19 protein-coding genes are annotated in these 16,667 nt (G+C 44.8%); 14 read left to right on the top strand and 5 right to left on the bottom strand.

From position 1 onward, the window contains the following. Window positions 1-289 precede the first annotated feature (289 nt). Window positions 290-1,390, top strand: coding sequence for a glycosyl transferase (locus tag QUB33_RS14260; RefSeq protein WP_333351281.1), 1,101 nt, complete (start codon window positions 290-292; stop codon window positions 1,388-1,390). A 110-nt stretch (window positions 1,391-1,500) separates the two neighbouring features. Next, a complete protein-coding gene (locus tag QUB33_RS14255; protein WP_333351280.1) occupies window positions 1,501-1,917 on the top strand; it encodes a secondary thiamine-phosphate synthase enzyme YjbQ in 417 nt (138 codons plus the stop codon). Here the strand turns inward: QUB33_RS14255 and QUB33_RS14250 are convergent. Further along, window positions 1,904-2,419 carry a heme-binding protein gene (locus QUB33_RS14250; protein ID WP_333351279.1) on the bottom strand — a complete coding sequence of 172 codons (516 nt, stop codon included), beginning with the start codon at window positions 2,417-2,419 and terminating at the stop codon, window positions 1,904-1,906. The two genes, QUB33_RS14255 and QUB33_RS14250, sit on opposite strands and share 14 nt — an antisense overlap. Window positions 2,420-2,839: 420 nt before the next feature. Between QUB33_RS14250 and QUB33_RS14245 the strand changes: the two genes are divergently transcribed. Both QUB33_RS14245 and QUB33_RS14240 read left to right on the top strand, forming a co-directional pair. Next, the gene (locus QUB33_RS14245) at window positions 2,840-4,042 is read left to right on the top strand and encodes an EAL domain-containing response regulator (RefSeq protein WP_333351278.1); all 1,203 of its coding nucleotides are present in this window, start codon (window positions 2,840-2,842) and stop codon (window positions 4,040-4,042) included. A gap of 53 nt (window positions 4,043-4,095) precedes the next feature. After that, entirely contained in the window at window positions 4,096-4,941 is an 846-nt protein-coding gene (locus QUB33_RS14240; protein WP_445299524.1) for a prohibitin family protein, read from the top strand. Window positions 4,942-5,060: 119 nt separating this feature from the next. On the opposite strand, the gene QUB33_RS14235 is transcribed toward QUB33_RS14240, so the two are convergent. After that, window positions 5,061-6,002: a LysR family transcriptional regulator gene (locus QUB33_RS14235; protein WP_333351276.1), complete on the bottom strand. Its 942-nt coding sequence runs from the start codon at window positions 6,000-6,002 to the stop codon at window positions 5,061-5,063. 382 nt (window positions 6,003-6,384) lie between these two features. Here QUB33_RS14235 and QUB33_RS14230 point away from each other — a divergent pair, with 382 nt between their 5' ends. The 9 genes from QUB33_RS14230 to QUB33_RS14190 all read left to right on the top strand — a co-directional run bounded on the left by QUB33_RS14230 (window position 6,385) and on the right by QUB33_RS14190 (window position 13,784). Continuing rightward, window positions 6,385-7,824, top strand: a complete 1,440-nt coding sequence (locus QUB33_RS14230) for an APC family permease (RefSeq protein WP_333351275.1) — start codon at window positions 6,385-6,387, stop codon at window positions 7,822-7,824. 276 nt (window positions 7,825-8,100) lie between these two features. Further along, entirely contained in the window at window positions 8,101-8,805 is a 705-nt protein-coding gene (locus QUB33_RS14225; protein WP_333351274.1) for a cadmium resistance transporter, read from the top strand. A 20-nt stretch (window positions 8,806-8,825) separates the two neighbouring features. Further along, entirely contained in the window at window positions 8,826-9,488 is a 663-nt protein-coding gene (locus QUB33_RS14220; protein ID WP_333351273.1) for a cadmium resistance transporter, read from the top strand. Between the two features lie 542 nt (window positions 9,489-10,030). After that, window positions 10,031-10,708 carry a hypothetical protein gene (locus QUB33_RS14215; RefSeq protein ID WP_333351272.1) on the top strand — a complete coding sequence of 226 codons (678 nt, stop codon included), beginning with the start codon at window positions 10,031-10,033 and terminating at the stop codon, window positions 10,706-10,708. 162 nt (window positions 10,709-10,870) lie between these two features. Next, on the top strand, window positions 10,871-11,293 hold the full coding sequence (locus QUB33_RS14210) for a DUF202 domain-containing protein (protein WP_333351271.1): 423 nt from the start codon (window positions 10,871-10,873) through the stop codon (window positions 11,291-11,293). A gap of 39 nt (window positions 11,294-11,332) precedes the next feature. After that, on the top strand, window positions 11,333-11,755 hold the full coding sequence (locus QUB33_RS14205) for a DUF202 domain-containing protein (RefSeq protein WP_333351270.1): 423 nt from the start codon (window positions 11,333-11,335) through the stop codon (window positions 11,753-11,755). A gap of 19 nt (window positions 11,756-11,774) precedes the next feature. Continuing rightward, a complete protein-coding gene (locus QUB33_RS14200) occupies window positions 11,775-12,011 on the top strand; it encodes a hypothetical protein (protein WP_333351269.1) in 237 nt (78 codons plus the stop codon). Between the two features lie 170 nt (window positions 12,012-12,181). Then, window positions 12,182-12,685: a hypothetical protein gene (locus QUB33_RS14195; protein WP_333351268.1), complete on the top strand. Its 504-nt coding sequence runs from the start codon at window positions 12,182-12,184 to the stop codon at window positions 12,683-12,685. A gap of 304 nt (window positions 12,686-12,989) precedes the next feature. Continuing rightward, entirely contained in the window at window positions 12,990-13,784 is a 795-nt protein-coding gene (locus tag QUB33_RS14190) for a sulfite exporter TauE/SafE family protein (RefSeq protein ID WP_333351267.1), read from the top strand. Window positions 13,785-13,923: 139 nt separating this feature from the next. Here QUB33_RS14190 and cysK read toward each other — a convergent pair whose 3' ends face one another. Beyond that, window positions 13,924-14,904 carry a cysteine synthase A gene (gene cysK / locus QUB33_RS14185; protein ID WP_333351266.1) on the bottom strand — a complete coding sequence of 327 codons (981 nt, stop codon included), beginning with the start codon at window positions 14,902-14,904 and terminating at the stop codon, window positions 13,924-13,926. An 18-nt stretch (window positions 14,905-14,922) separates the two neighbouring features. Then, the gene (locus QUB33_RS14180) at window positions 14,923-15,360 is read right to left on the bottom strand and encodes an Rrf2 family transcriptional regulator (protein WP_333351265.1); all 438 of its coding nucleotides are present in this window, start codon (window positions 15,358-15,360) and stop codon (window positions 14,923-14,925) included. A gap of 68 nt (window positions 15,361-15,428) precedes the next feature. Here QUB33_RS14180 and QUB33_RS14175 point away from each other — a divergent pair, with 68 nt between their 5' ends. Next, a complete protein-coding gene (locus QUB33_RS14175; protein ID WP_333351264.1) occupies window positions 15,429-15,704 on the top strand; it encodes a hypothetical protein in 276 nt (91 codons plus the stop codon). Between the two features lie 345 nt (window positions 15,705-16,049). Here the strand turns inward: QUB33_RS14175 and QUB33_RS14170 are convergent, their stop codons facing one another. Next, window positions 16,050-16,634, bottom strand: a complete 585-nt coding sequence (locus tag QUB33_RS14170; protein WP_333351263.1) for a Crp/Fnr family transcriptional regulator — start codon at window positions 16,632-16,634, stop codon at window positions 16,050-16,052. Between the last annotated feature and the right edge of the window lie 33 nt (window positions 16,635-16,667).

Below are 16,667 nucleotides of genomic sequence, written 5' to 3'. Positions count from 1 at the left end.
TCATTAAAAACTAATTTAATTATAGTCAATCGACCGGAGATCATATCAATTAGTAACATAAGCGAGTCAGCCTTTAAATTGCATATAAAATAATCAAACTCTTCTGGGCAGTTGCTCAGAGCAAGATTAGGAATATACAAGTTAAATACACAACCGCTTAGTCATTAGTAATTAGTTATTAATTGTGTCATTGTTCGTTGTGCGTCGCTTGAAGCTTAGCCTTGTTGCCTTCCAGTCTCTACCTCCAATTCCCGATGCCCGAGTCCCAATTCCCTATTCCCTATTATCAATGTCTCGACCAACATTATATATTGCCATCACGAATCATGGATTCGGCCACGCTGTGCCAGTCTCCTCCGTAGCTGCAAAAATTCAAGAATTAAATCCAGATATTTTACTAATTATTACAACAACAGCACCTCGCTGGCTGCTAGAATCTTATATTGGCGGCGACTTTATCCACCGTCCCCGCGCTTTTGATGTGGGTGTCGTGCAAGCTGACAGTTTGAATATGGATAAAGACGCGACACTGGAAAAATTGCGGGAAATTCGGAAAAAGCAAAATTCGCTAATTGCAAGCGAAGTTAATTTTATCAAGCAAAATCGGGTGGGTTTGGTGCTGGCCGACATTCCTCCTTTGGCAACGCGAATTGCGGCAGCGGCTGGGGTTCCTTGCTGGATGATGGCCAATTTCGGGTGGGATTTTATCTATAGAGATTGGGGCGGGGAGTTTGCTGAAATGGCCGATTGGATTGCTGAATGTTTCGGAATGTGCGATCGGCTTTTTCGTCTTCCTTTACACGAACCGATGCCAGCTTTCCCAAATATTCAAGATGTTGGCTTAACTGGCGGCAATCCTCGCTACAGTAACGATCGAGTTCGGGAAATATTCGGAATCGAAACACCGCTGGAAAAAACTGTATTGCTGACTTTCGGCGGACTGGGTGTAGAGGACATTCCTTATCAAAATTTACAGCTATTTAGCGACTGGCAATTTATCACTTTTGATGCTGGATGTCCCGATTTGCCTAATTTGATTAGAGCCACAAATCAGGAGTTTACAAAATCTCTCCCGAGTTTACCGCGTCCGGTTGATATTATGCCTGTCTGCGGGCGCTTACTTTCTAAACCGGGATACAGCACTTTTGCGGAAGCTTTGCGCTTGGAAATACCTGTTGTTTCTATAATGAGAGAAGGTTTTGCAGAATCTCCGGTGTTGCTGGAATGGCTTCAAAATTATGCGGAACATCAAATTGTGACGGCGGCGGAGTTTTTTGAGGGGGATTGGGAGTTTTTGCGACAACCGCTGCATCCGCCCCGTTTGTCGGATAAATTGGATAAAAATGGTACGGAGGCGATCGCCCAAGCTGTTGTAGACTATTTTTCATAAGTGCGATTAGAAATCGATCTTACACAAACAAAGTCTACCTCCGCCAACAGAAGAGTTTTGCATTAGTCTTATCCAAAATCTACAATCTACAATCTACAATCTAAAATCGAATGAATCACTATCAACAGATACTGAAGATTCAAACTACAGGGAAATCTCTGTCCAAAATAACTCCTAAGATAGAAGAGGCGGTGGCGAATTCAGGTATTAAAACGGGACTTTGTAGCTTATTTTTGCGCCACACTTCTGCTAGTTTGGTTATTCAAGAAAATGCTGACCCGGATGTACTTAAGGATTTGGCTAACTTTTTGGCTAAACTGGTACCGGAGGACGATCGCTACATTCACGATGCCGAAGGCCCAGACGATATGCCGGCACACATTCGCACTGCGCTGACTCATACTTCCGAACAAATCCCGATCGATCGCGGCAGGTTGCTGTTAGGAACTTGGCAGGGAATTTACCTGTGGGAACACCGCCAGCGGGGTCACATTCGCGAATTAGTTGTTCACGTCAGCGGCACTTGATCGGAATTTGTACCTCGCTGATTTTAGTTGCTTCCGGCGTCATCGGGGAATTGTAAAAAAAGCGACGCGGCGGCCCGACTATTTCGTATTCAGGATGTTCTTGAAGCCAATCTTTGAGTTTCTGGAGGTTATTTTCGTAGCTTTCCCAAGTGTATGCCCCGCGCACGCCGATGCTGACAACCGTCATCGGCGAAGTATCTGTGACTTCTACAGCGGAGTTAACGCTGCTGGGGGCGATATTTGGTTCGGGATAGAGGAACGAAACTTTTGCTTGGGAAACCGCATCGATATGCCCGGAATTTTCCGTGTAGCGCGCTTCTACTGGCGTTGTCATCGCAATTTGATTGTTGCTGATGTGTTGAAATAAGGGATTGAAGGCGATGCCAGTTGCTTGTCGCAAATCGCCCGCGTGGGTGTAGGTGACAGCGCGGTACTGAGGATATTGCTTAACTTCTATGACCCCAATCTGTGCGGGTTCAGGGAATCCAGTAGGTAATACCATTTGAGATTTGAAAGTTGAGATTTTACATTTAAGAATGGGGAAGACTGACTCCGCAAGGGTTTGGAACTTGCTGGCAGTTGCATGGTTTTTGGCAACTGGTATAAATAGGCTGAGATTGTTTGCAGACAATCGTTCAGGTGGCACAATTAGTTTAGCAGTTATTTAAGGCGCTGCTAACTATCGATCGCCTAGAATTAGTTTAGAGATTATTAATTAACCTCGTAATAATACGGACGGCACTGAGTAAGCAGAGAAACATTAATCTAGTTGTGCTTGAAAAATCAGCGTTTTTCAGGTGTTTGCTATTTGTGTCGGAAAATATTCCGCTGTGGGGCTGATCGAGCTGTGCGTTCTCAGTTATTGGGACGCTTGTGGCGTTCAGTAACGCCTATCAATTATACCGCTTTCAGGGAATGATGTATGAAAAAGATTCTAGTGATTGAGGACCAGGAAATAATCCGGGAGAATATTGTCAAACTCCTCAAAGCTGAAGGTTTCGACGTGACGGGTGCAGAAAATGGAGCGCAAGGTTTAAATGCGGCGGTGTCGAATGTTCCCGACGTGATTATTTGCGACGTGATGATGCCAGAACTTGATGGGTATGGGGTGCTGATGGCCTTGCGATCTAATCCTGTTACTGCTACAGTACCTTTTGTTTTTCTCACCGGTAAAGCCGATCGCTCTGAAATGCGGCAAGGTATGGAATTGGGAGCAGATGATTACCTGACTAAACCCTTTAGTAAAGCTGAACTTGTGGGCGCGATATCGAGCCGCTTGAAAAAACAAGAAGCTGTCGCCGAACAGTACAATAGTTTGCGATCGCAAGGCAGCGAATTTATCCAAAATACTACCGACAAATTAGAGCAGATAAAAACCAGTTTGTCCAACGCACTGGAACGAGAAGAATTCCAAGTTTACTATCAGCCGCAAGTCAATGTCCAGACAGGTAAAATTATGAGCGCAGAAGCTTTAGTGCGCTGGGTACATCCAGAAAAAGGGCTGATTTCGCCCGCAGAATTTATTCCCCATGCCGAAGCAACTGGCTTCATTGTACAGTTAGGCGAGTGGGTGTTGCAGACAGCTTGCAGACAAATGCAAGTTTGGCAAAATGCTGGTTTTCCGCTCCGAATAGCGGTAAATCTGTCGGCGCGCCAATTTCACCAACCGGATCTCAGCAGCAGAGTCGCCCAAATTTTAGCAGAAACTGGTTTGGAAGCGAACACTTTGGAATTAGAGCTGACAGAAAGTTTGATGGTGGAGGATGCCGAAAGTGCGATCGCCACTTTGCAACACTTGAAAGATTTGGGAGTTTGTATATCTCTTGACGATTTCGGAACAGGTTATTCTTCTTTAAGCTATCTGACGCAATACCCATTCGATACTTTAAAAATAGACCGCTGTTTTATCAGCCAGATCACCGATGGTTGCACAAATGCAGCGATTGTGAAAGCTATTATTGAAATGGCCCACAGTCTCTGTCTTGAGGTAATTGCCGAAGGAGTTGAGACGGAAGCAGAAAAAGATTTTCTCTGGCGCTATAAGTGCGATATGATGCAAGGGTATTTGTTCAGTCCTCCTTTGACAGCAGCGGATTTTGAACAGATGTTGATTGAAGGGAAATAGAAGATCGGTTAAGCCAATATTTGTCCTCTAATTAAGTTAGTTTGGGGTGGACTATGGTGTTAGAATCCAGCAGTAATGTGGGCTCACTCAAATCAAGCACTAAAAAAAATAAGGAGTTTTACATAGCTGTTCAACTAGCTCTAGTGATAGTTTTTTTAGCTATATTGTCCAAATTTTTTATCATAGTTAACGCTGGAGAACGGGGCGTGCTGATGCAGTTTGGTAAAGTGCAAGAACAGGTACTAGGAGAAGGAATTCACGTAATAGTCCCCACAGTTTATACTGTAAAAAAGTTGAGCGTCAGGGTGCAAAAACAGGAAAGCTCCGCTGAAGCTTCCTCAAAAGATTTGCAAGATGTTTTCACGGATGTAGCGCTCAACTGGCACATTATCCCAGAAAAAGCCAATGCTATTTTTCAACAAATAGGTGACGAAAGACAAGTGGTCGCTCGCATTATCGAGCCGGCAGTTCAAGAAGTATTAAAAGCAGTTATGGCAAAATACACGGCTGAAGAAATTATTACTAAACGCGGAGAAGTTAAAGCCGCAGTTGATGATTATTTGACCTTAAGGCTGGTTACATATCACATTGCTGTTGACGATATCTCTTTAGTACACGTTCACTTTTCTGAGCGATTTAGCGAGGCGGTGGAGGCGAAACAAATTGCCGAACAGGAGGCAAAAAGAGGGGAGTTTTTAGCGCTGAAGGCAGTAAAACAGGCCGAGGCTAAGGTGAATTTAGCTAAGGGAGAAGCCGAAGTGCAAAGGTTGCTTCGGGACAATTTGACTCCAGAACTTTTGGAAAGGCAGGCTATAGAAAAATGGGATGGGAAATTGCCACTGATTATTGGTGATGGGGGTAAAAATTTATTGGACTTGAGGAAATTGGTTGAGAGATAATTATAATCCTGGACGCAGGGGTGATCAAAAACCCGATTTCTTTACGAAAATACAGGGAGTTTAGCTGTTGATGTCGGTAAAAAAATCGGTTTCTTGAGTATTCGTGCCTAAGTCCTGAATTACCAATTACCAGCACATTGACTTAATATCTCTTCAAAAGCTTTAGTAATTCTAGTTTGAAAACGCTGTCGGTGCTTCAGTTTTAAAACAGGTTTAATTATTTCAAAAGATACATTAGAACTTGATTGGCTATCTATAATTTTAATCGACCGCAGCGTAGATAACTGCAATTCTTTTTTTACCATCAATTCAGGAATAGCCGCTGCACCTGTGCCACTTTCTACCACAGCTTTTACCATTTCACTGCTGTTCAAAACTAAAGTTACATTCAATTCATGGGGATTAATTCCCCAACTTTGCAAAGCTTGTTCCAACATTTGCTGAACTCCCGAACCAGATTCTCGCATCACCCAATCCGTTTTCGCAATTTCCGCTAAACTCACATCTGTTTGTTCAAACCAAGGGTGAGATTTGCCAACTACAATCAGCAAGCGTTCGCTGCCTACAACTTCTTCCTCAAGAGTGCCCTTAAGTGAAGCTTTAATATCTCCCGTCACTAAACCCAAATCAAATGTTCCCGTCGCCGTCCCCGCACAAATTTCTTCGGCATTTGCCAGAGTACAATTCACGCAAATACCAGGATATTTTTGTTTGAAGTTGCTAAGTTTATCAGGCAACCAATAATTGCCAATGGTCAGACTGCAACCCAAGTTTAAATCGCCTCGCTGCAAGTCGTTCAACTCCCGCAAACCTCTCTCAGTTAAAGCAACTTGGTCGAGAATTTTCTGAGTTTCAACTTGCAGCAACTTCCCAGCATCTGTGATTTCGATGCGGCGGCCGATGCGGTGAAATAGTTTTACTCCGTATTGCGCCTCTAAGCTTTGGATTGTCGCGCTGACAGCGGGTTGGGTGATGTAAAGTTCCTCGGCTGCGCGGCTGAAGTGCAGGTGTTCCGCGACAGCTAGAAAAACTCGCAGTTGGTCAAGTGTCATTCCGGCCATGCTGAGTACCCTTTTACTAAATACAGTTGTTTTTCGAGATTAAAATCTCTGGCGGCTCAGCTTTGACCTGAACTTTTCGATCTGCTCTATTGTAGAGGTTGGAATTCCCGACAAAGCACGGTTGCCAGCCGCCATTTAAAGTTTCCTTTTAACGCCAAGGGTTTGAGCTTGTGGCGACTGATAGGTTTCGTACTCCAACAGTTCTTTTGCGGCGGCACTGCATCACTTGCATTTATTAATTCGATAAAAAACAACATTTGATTCTACCCCAGAAGAGCCTTAAGGTGATAATTAAGCTCCTCATGCAGGATCTGATGCTGAAGCAGCACCGACAAGTTTAAGCCGATCGCCAAAAGTCGATCGACAAAAAGAGAGAAGATAAATGACTAAGAAAACGCCAAAAACTCAGAGTGCACACGGCTTAAAGCCGGACTGCCTCTCCTTCGGGGAGGTTTTAGCTCAATCCTTTGCGGTCATTGCACCTACAACTATACCCGCATCTAATCTAGGGTTAATTGTCGCTCTTTCGGGTAACGGGACTTGGCTGAGCTTTCTTATCGGCTTGATGGGCCTAGTATTTGTCAGCATCAATATCAACCAATTTGCGAGTCGATCGGCTTCTGCTGGTTCTCTTTATTCTTATATTGTTAAAGGACTTGGCCCGACGGCCGGCGTAATTTGCGGCTGGAGTTTGGTACTCGCTTATCTATTTACTGCGATGTCCGTTTTGTGTGGCTTTGCCAACTTTACGGGTACTTTCATCGGTCATTTAGGCATCCATCCGTCACCGATTACGCTATTAGCGATCGGGGCCGGCGTTGCTTGGTATGCAGGTTATAAAGATATCCAACTCTCAGCTATGGCGATGCTGTGGCTGGAGGGAGCATCAGTGGCGGCGATCGCACTTTTAGGAATTATCATCTGGGCGCACAAAGGTTTTGCCTTAGATATGTCGCAACTGACTTTGGAAGGCGTAACTCCGGGGAGCATAGCGACGGGACTTGTATTAGTAATGTTTGGTTTCTCTGGTTTTGAAAGTGCGACATCTCTGGGCGACGAAGCGAAAAAACCATTAAAAAATATCCCCAGAGCTGTCATGGGCAGTGCTGTCATGGCAGGCTTATTCTTCGTTCTGATGACCTATATTGAGGTTTTGGGTTTTAGCGGTACTGGAGTTTCTATTACTAATAGTGAAGAACCTCTGACTTTTCTAGCACAACAAGTGGGCATGGGCTGGCTGGGAGAGCTAGTGGCTTTAGGCGCTTTATTTAGCTTTTTTGCTTGCGTGCTCGGCAGCATCAATCCAGCGGCGAGAGTGTTTTTTATGATGGCGCGCCACGGTTTGTTTCACTCTTCATTAGGTGTAGCGCATTCATCTAATAGAACTCCCCACGTTGCAGTAACGATGTGTACATTTCTGACATTTTTGGTGCCTGCTCTGATGTCTATGTTTAACATCAAACTGTTCGATTGTATGGGTTATTTGGGGGCAATTTGCAGCTACGGATTTTTAACCGTGTACGTCTTAATTTCGATCGCGGCTCCGGTTTACCTGCACAAAATTGGTAAATTGCGCCTGCGGGATGTAGCATTTTCGGCTGTGGCGATCGCATTTATGATGATTCCGATTGCGGGCAGCGTGGGCATTCCCGGCAGCACTATGTTCCCACCTCCAGAAGCTCCTTACAATGCCTTTCCTTACTTGTTCTTGATGTACTTGGTGGCTACTTGCGGATGGTTTTTCTGGCAGCGGCGGCGCTCTCCTGGACTGACGGGATCGATGCAGCAGGGTATTGACGCAATTCATGCCAAGTTCGAGTAAGAAAATGCAATTATATGGGGGTGTTCGATTGAAAGCCGTTCCCTTTGACAGTGAGGGTTTTTGATTAGCAGTTACCAGTTCACAGTCAGAACGAAGAGTTTTTAGCAACGGGGTTTTTACTGAGATATTGCAGGATTGTCGATTAGCATTTCAAGGGCAGGCTAGGAGCAACTGGCCACAATAAAATTTAATTTGTGTGGAACAGGTCGGAGAGCCTGTTTCTAAGATACGATACCAGCGAGTACAACGAAATAAAAAATCTGAGGAGACAGAGAAATGAATGAATTAGTAACAGCAATTTCTACCGCAATGACAGCTTTTACGGCTACGAATCTTGACGATATTCTGATTCTGTTGCTGTTTTTCTCGCAGGTGAATGCAGTATTTCGGCGCAGGCATATCGTCTTCGGCCAGTTTCTGGGTTTTACTGCACTGGTTTTTGTTAGCCTTCCCGGCTTTTTTGGCCGCTTAATCTTTCCCCCAGATTGGATCGGAATGCTGGGTTTGCTGCCAATTGCGATCGGGCTTAGCCGCTTGCTGAATCCAGAAACAGACGATTCGGAAGCTGAGGCAGAATTAGAGCAATCTGAGAAATCTTTTTTTAGCAGTTTTCTGTCTCCTCAAACTTACAGCGTAGCAGCGGTGACGGTGGCAAATGGGGGCGACAATATCGGGATATATGTGCCGCTTTTTGCTAGCAATACTTTAGAAAGTTTGGCGGTGGTTCTCACTGTATTCTTCGGGATGGTGGGCGTTTGGTGCTACGCTGCTTATCGGTTAATTCAGATGCCGGCGATCGCAGATACTTTGACTCGCTACGGCAATCAATTAGTACCTTTTGTTTTGATCGGATTGGGAATGGCGATTCTGGTTAAAAGCGGCACTCTGGCAAGCCCAACTTTAAGTATAATATCTTTAGTCGGTTGTGCTTTCTGTTTGATAACTATGAGCAGAGGTAACGCCAGGGAAACGGAAGTCTAGAAAAATTGCAGGGACAGCACATGAATTGGATTGCAGCAGCGATTATTACCGGGATTACATCTTTTGCCGCAACCAATATCGACGATATGGTGCTTTCGATGCTGTTCTTCGCCCAGGTAAATGATACTTTCCGCCCCCGGCATATCTTTGTGGGTAAGTACCTCGGATTTGCAGCACTCATCGCTGCTAGTTTGCCGGGTTTTTTTGGCGGTTTAATTGTGCCGAAAGCTTTGATTGGCTTGCTGGGTTTGGTTCCGATCGCGATCGGCATCAGTCACTTAGTCAAGAGAGAAAATGAGGAAAATGACGTACAAGCGGTATCGGGCGAATTTAAACGTCAATCTAATTCATCTGCTGTGTCAAAATTAGCAAATCTTTTCAACCCCCAAACTTTGAATGTGGCTGCGGTAACAGTGGCTAACGGGGGTGACAACATAGGTATTTATTTGCCGCTGTTTGCTAGCAGCGATTTGCCGAGCTTGGTAGTGATTTTGGCGGTTTTCTCGGTGATGGTAGGTGTTTGGTCTTATGCCGCTTACCGATTAACTCGCCAAAAGGCGATCGCCCGTATTTTGACTCGCTATACCAAGGCTGTTGTCCCTTTTGTCTTGATTGGTTTGGGGATATTCATCCTAATTGAAAGTGGTAGTTATCGGCTGCTCCCGCCCTTTCAATCTAACTAATGATTAGCCAATGTTCCGCTACTTCCATCCCTCTATAGGTAGATAATTTGCCATAAGTCATAAGTCCTAAGTCATCACTTTGTCCTTAACAATTGTTTGCTTAAAACTCGCGCTAAACCGCTTGAAATCTATCAACAAATATGCTAAGTTAATAATGAAGTGAGTGACCAAGCTAAAAGCAGCTTCAAACTAATTTAGCCTCAAGTATTCACGAAAATTGAAACCATCTTTTGAGCTAGCCAATTGCCAGACTTAGGCAACAATATACCTCTGGAATCAAGAAATTATGTAGTAGTGGTGAATCAAACCAAGCTAAAAACTTGAGGATGAATCCCTAAAATATCGCCCGAACACTTCACCACTACCCCACGCAGATTGAATTTGACAATAGGTATAACGCTCAAAAACCAGATTTTTCAATTCTGCCAAATTTGGCTGCTCAGGCAAACAAGTTAAAGAGAGCTGGTTTTTGCCTAAGTCCTAAAATAGCAAGCAAACAGAAAGTTGGAAAAAACCTGACCATCTAGAAAAGGAGAAAAATTGTGAAAATCTTCAAATTTGTTTTACTGCTCTTGGTAATTACCGCCAATTTAGTATTCGTTCCTCCCTCCTGGGCCGACGCTCCAAAAACGCCGAGATATGCGAGCAATCCCGACTACATAGAGGTGAGTGAAGCTCTGACAGAAGCTCTGAACACTCTCAAGGCTGCGAAAGACTCACCCGATACCGCCCAGAATTATAGCCCTCAGGAACTCCACAAAAAAATCTCTCAATTGGAGTTTCAAAAATACACTTTAGAAACGGGAAAACCTTGGGGTCAGTGCCGCAACGAGACAGGAAAAACCCTGGCTGTCTACGGCCCGAAAGGCAAAAAAGCAGCGGACTCTTCTTACGAGAATGCCCTGTATTTTCTAGCTGACGGCCAAACAACTGAACATAAATGGGATTGCGATGGGATTTTTCTACCCAGCGATATCAAAGCAACCGATTTAAGAGCGACCGATCAACCTTCAGAAGAATTGACGGGCGGTCTAGCTGTTAAGATAGTTGACGGAACTCAAGTGGTAGCGAGAGCGAATCCCGATACGGGGGCTGTAGAATTCAACGTTCCTACTGCTCAGGTTTTCCAGCCTGGGGATGCGAATTGGTTTGTTCCTGATGTGACTCAGGCTTACATAGATTCGCAACTTCCCAACGCACCTACTGAGGAAAATGATTAGTTTTGGTGAAGTTGTAATGCGATCGGCTGTGTAAAGCCCGTTGCAACGCAAGAACCCGCCGGGGATCGCTCCCCTGGCGGATAATCGTCCCAGCGAAAATAGATCGGTTTCCCTTCTTAATTTGGCGCTAAAATTAAGGCGTTAAAATTAAAAGGTTTATCTATGCTATTAAATTGGAAATCCACGAAAGTAAATACAGAAAAGATTAAGCGACCAAATCCGTCGCGGGTGCGGGATCACTTGGCCAACGAGCGCACTTATTTAGCATGGATGCGGACAGCAATATCGCTGATGGGTTTTGGCGTAGTTATCGTGCGCCTTCGCGCCTTTCATCCCCCTATGCTGCCAACTCCGGGCAATGGTTGGAAGTTGGGTTTGCTTTTTTCAACAGTGGGTTTGCTGACGGTGCTATTATCCACTAAGCACTACTTCGGCGTCCGCGAGGATATCGATTACGATACTTATGAACCTACCGATCGCTGGGTAATTCTTTTCAGCCTCGCGATCGCCCTCCTAGGGGCTGGCGTAATTTATTATATGTTCACTATTCCTTCTAGCTTAGAAGGTTTGATGGCACCAGAATAATGGCGCCGGTTTTATATCAATCTTCAAGAGTTCGATCGCGTGCAATTATCGTTCCAACCGATGCAAGTAGATGATGAGAAACGAAAACAGCAAAATCTGTCCCGGGCGATCGATCGATCGGCAAATGAGCGAACCTTCTTAGCATGGATGCGGGCTGCGGTCGCCCTCATGGGTTTTGGCGTCATCATCGTCCGACTTCGCGTCGTGCAAATGCCCGTACAGTACCGCCTGGGGATGGGGTGGAAGTTGGGTTTAATCTTCTCTCTAATAGGTTTGGCGACAGTCTTAATCTCAACTTTGCACTACTTCACCGTTCGCCGCCAAATTGACGAGGATACCTACGAACCGTCAGATTGGTTGATATTCGTTTTCAGTTCGGCTGTCGGCTTATTGGGGATTGGAGTAATTTATTTTATCTTTGCAGGCGCCGTCAGCCCAAGTAGTTTTGTAATACCCGATTGATTGTCAACAGGAGTTAACCATGAACAGCGATATAGTTGCCACGATCGCTTCCATTATCATCTTAGCTGCTGCTATCTGGGCAGCATTCGTAGTGCTGGAGACTGTCGCGAAAATAGTCCCTAAATTGCTGGGCGTGACAGTCGCGATCGGGCTTTTGCTGCTTTACCTGCAATTTTACTGGGGCATCGACACTGCATATCTTTGGCAAACAGTCAAGCATTTGCCTGAAACTTTCAATTTCTCGATCGGCGCCTAAACTACCACTAACCAGCATTCTCAACAACCTCTTCCGGATAGATATTTTTGTACCTGAAACAAAGTATATTTAGCCGCTCCCACAAAATACGGTAACTAGATTGACTTACTAGACATAACCGCTTTGGGCTGTTAAACTACGGTTAGTCGATCGAGTAATGAGCTATTAACGTGGAAAACGCTAAAAAAGTCATTGAAGAGTACCAGCTTGCAGGACAACTGACCCAACAGTTGCCAGAAGCTAAGGGCTTTAACGAAGTCTGGTTTAAAAAGATCAGAGGCGGGTTGCTTCTGACAATTGGATATTTGCTATCACCGCTGTGTTGGTGGAACGACATATTTTTCAATCTGCCAATTGCCTACGCCTTTGGGTATATCTTTAGTTTGCTTTCCCCAGATTTACTGTTTCCTTGCACAATTGTCGGCTACTGGCTTTCCAATATTGTGGGAATTCTGTTGATCCAGCTAGGAACTTTAGATGTTGTTACAGACAAACCCAATGAAAAAAACCTCAAAAAAGAGTTATTGACGGGTTTAGTTTCTTCAACTGTCTTCACTGTTGTCATCGTGGCATTGATTCATTTTAATGTTCTCGATACTCCTGATTTCTTTGCCGACAAGGAGTCGGTTAAACTCAGCTCGGCTTTACCTGTGACGCTCGTCACTTCAAGGTAGAAAGCCGAATATAAACCCCATAAATAAATTCAGGGTTTTTAATCAGTTACACAGGTACATTTAAGAAAATCAGGGAGCTTTTACACTACAATTTTTGTAGTTTTGTTTATTTGCATTTATTTAGTTTTACCAAGATTTTTGTAGCTTAACACCCGGTAAATTTCAATGGTTGAAAAGCAAAATTTCTGGCTACCTATATTGAAATGCAAGTGATATTTAGCCTGTGTAGCTGTGTTGTTGTAGCCACCCAAGTTATCTATTTGTTGGTTGGCAGCGCTTAAATACACAGTCTTTGGGCATAACCGTGAACTACTTATTACTATCCTTTCTCAGCTTTTTTGTGGGCATTATCGTTGGTTTGACCGGAGTTGGCGGAGCGTCGCTCATCACCCCAATGTTAATTTTTGTTTTCCAAATCCCAGCATCAATTGCTATTAGTTCTGATGTTGTAGCTGCTACACTGATGAAAGTTGTTGGCGGCTTCAAACACTGGCAGCAAAAGACCCTCGACTTGCAAGTAGTTAAATGGCTGGCTTTGGGGAGCGTACCCGGTTCGCTGACTGGCGTGTGGATTTTACACTGCATCAAATCCAGCGGAAGTCAGGACTTAGACAGCATATTGCTGCGTGTTCTCGGAGTAGGGATCGCCCTAGTTGTCGTTTTATCCCTGACCCAATTAGTGGTCAAAACATTTTTTCCTAGTTTTAAATTGCCTTCGCCCGCTAAATGGGACTTAAATACTAATTATGGCCGTATTTGTACTGTGAGTGCGGCAGCAATTTTAGGGTGCATAGTGGGAATCACTAGCGTGTCTTCCGGTTCGATGTTTGCACTGTTGCTGATTGCTTTTTTCCGCCTGGATACTTCTAAATTGGTGGGTACAGATATTTCGCAGGCGGCAATTTTGTTGATGTTTACATCTCTAGGACACCTCAGCCTCGGAACGGTAGACTGGAGTTTAGTTTTGCCGATTTGGTTGGGTTCGGTGCCGGGAGTTTTAGTGGGTGCTAAATTGTGCCAAATTATGCCTCAACGCCCGCTAAAGTTTGTTATTTACGGAATGTTGGCGATGGCTAGTTGGAAGCTGTATCAAGTCTGAAAAGTAGGGTAAGGTCAGGAGTATTGCTGTCAACAAATATGCGCTTTCGCTGCAGTCCGGCAGGGGTTTAAACCCCTGCCGGTCTTTCGGGTTAAGCTGATATCAATGCCGCAGGAGGGGCGATCGCCCAACCTACAATTTAATAATTGCTGACTAATGATTCGAGTTCGCGGATCGTCGGCAATTCTAAATCTTTGAACAAGGCTGTACTGAGGTAGCGTTCACCATAAGAAGGCTGCACAAAAACTATCAATTTTCCAGCATTTTCGGGACGCTTGCCGAGTTGAATTGCGGCACACAAAGCGGCGCCAGCAGAAATTCCTGACAACAATCCTTCTTCTCTGGCAAGCCGACGGCTGTAAGCGATCGCATCTGCGTCGCTAACTGCTATTGTTTCATCAATTAACTCTGGTTTCAAAACTTCCGGGATGAATCCTGCACCAATCCCTTGAATTTTGTGAGCACCGGATTTGCCTCCAGAAAGCACGGGGCTGCTTGCGGGTTCAACTGCAATTACCCTAAAACTAGACTTTCGCGGTTTAATTACTTCAGCAACTCCAGTAATCGTACCGCCGGTGCCAACTCCAGCAACTAAAAAATCTACTTTACCCTCTGTATCTTCCCAAATTTCCTCGGCCGTTGTTTCACGGTGAATTTTTGGATTAGCGGGGTTGCGAAACTGTTGCAGCATGAAAGCATCGGGGGTTTCTTCTACAATTTCTTCCGCACGGGCGATCGCGCTTAACATCCCTTCATGTCCGGGCGTCAATTCCAACTGAGCTCCGTAAGCTTTCAGCATCGATCGGCGTTCCGTACTCATCGTATCCGGCATAGTTAAAATCAGACGGTAGCCTTTCGCCGCCGCGATCATTGCCAAAGCAATTCCAGTATTGCCTGAAGTCGGTTCAACTAAAATAGTTTTCCCGGGTTGAATTAACCCCGCCTCTTCTGCAGCCTGAATCATGCTCGCCGCAATCCGATCTTTCACCGAAGCAGCCGGATTCATCCCTTCCAATTTGGCCACAATTTGAGCAACTACTCCTTCGGCTTGGGGAATTTTATTGAGCTGAACTAAAGGAGTTCTGCCAATTATTCCTGTAACATCCTTAGCAATTCTCATGGCTTAATTTCTCTCCCTTTAAATGTAGTACATGGGATGTGCTTGTTTGCGAAGATCCCGCTGTTCGCACAAATCTTGTAATGTGTATTTGGCCAAAACCGCCAAAGATGCCTGTTGAGCTTCCTGCCAGATTTCTAGCACCGAAGTTTTTTCTATTGTTACAGATTCCGAAACTTTTTGGGTCTGGCCGCTGCCGTCGCCTTCGAGAGTCGAAAACACCTCTAGCAAAGTAATCTGCCAAGGCTCTTTCGCTAGCAAATAACCGCCTTTAGCGCCCCGCAGACTCTGGACAATACTTGCACGCCGCAGCACGGCAAGAATTTGGTCTAAATAGCGTTCCGGTATCTCTTGAGAAGCAGTAATTTCGTTTACTGTTAGGGGCGAATCCTTCGGGTGGTGGCTCGCCAGTTCCAAGAGCGCTAACAGGGCGTATTCTACTCTAGAAGATAGTTCCACATTCCCCACTGGCGATCGAGTTTAAATTGTACATTATATCATAGTACACAATTCCGGTAGGTGTACAGATGTTAGTATATTTTTATTACAAAAACGGTTGGAGAAATCCCGTGAGCAACGTAAATGTAGGTTTAAGTTGTCGGCACTGTCGGTATTACGAGCAGCACGGGCACAGAGGCGGAAACTGCCTGATGCTCGGCGTGGGGGTACAGGGTGCGTGGAAAGCTTGCCCCTTCTTGGTTCCGCCCTTTGCACCGTCTTGGGAATACCCCGAAGCGGGTAGAGCAGGAGAGTCTCAAATGTTGCAGGGAGCGAGTATTTTACAGGCAATACCGCCCCCTTAAAGTAACTGCTAAGTAGGTAGGCGGATATATGCTGTGTCATCGTTAAGTTTATTCATACTCGCCTACTTAACGGCAGTCAACAGGTGCGAGATATCGCATCTGTTGGCAGTGAGAAGAAAGAAATCAACACAAAGAAAAAAGCAAGTGCGATGTCGCCCTTGTTTTTGAACTTATTGACAAGTCGATGAAAAAATTTAATTAACGCAAATTCGATACAAATTATCTGTTGTCTAGAAAACTCTGAATTTGCTCGGATATCGCATTGTCAGCGAAAAATTTCTTTTGCACCGCATTCCTACCACCTACATCGGCAACCGTAAACTATTAACATTTAATATCGTTTTTTTATATTTCGTAATGCCACACCTCAGAAGGTTGTAGAATAATCCGGTGGAGCGGCAGACGATCGATCAAGCCTTGCTGCTCAAAATGACCCAGGGTGCGAGTGACAGTTACGCGACTTGTACCGATAATTTCTGCGATGTCCTGATGCGTTAAAATCATATCGATTAGATGTCCTTGCTCTACCTCAGAACCAAACCTCTTAGCCAGCCAGGTTAATAGTTGATAGAGCATAAAATCAACTCTTTTGTAACCTCGCATTACCATAAAGTCTTCAGCCTGCTGAATGTGACGGAGCAAAATATCTCTATTTAGCCAGCGCTCGCCCGATAGTAAAATTGCTTCGACTTTAGTGAGGCATTCAATTTGAAAAGGATCGCATTTTGAGATCGGTTTGCCGATCGTATCACCAGGCCCCCACAATCCCAAGGTGATAATTGTGCCATCTTCAAGCCACGTTACAGTTCGCACTACTCCAGTTTCAATTCGCCACAGAGCATTGCTTCTGTTGGGCAAGTGCGAGCGACGAGAAAATATATGTCTGCTCGTTTCATCAAAAGTTTTAGTGGAAATAGAAGCAATAGTCATAGTCAGTTACTGAAGGAATCAAGTTTATTTCGT

This window comes from Microcoleus sp. B3-A4, from assembly GCF_036705385.1.
Taxonomy (GTDB): domain Bacteria; phylum Cyanobacteriota; class Cyanobacteriia; order Cyanobacteriales; family Microcoleaceae; genus Microcoleus.
The sequence above is the reverse complement of the archived record's forward strand: the minus strand, read 5'-3'. Positions and strand labels throughout refer to the sequence as shown.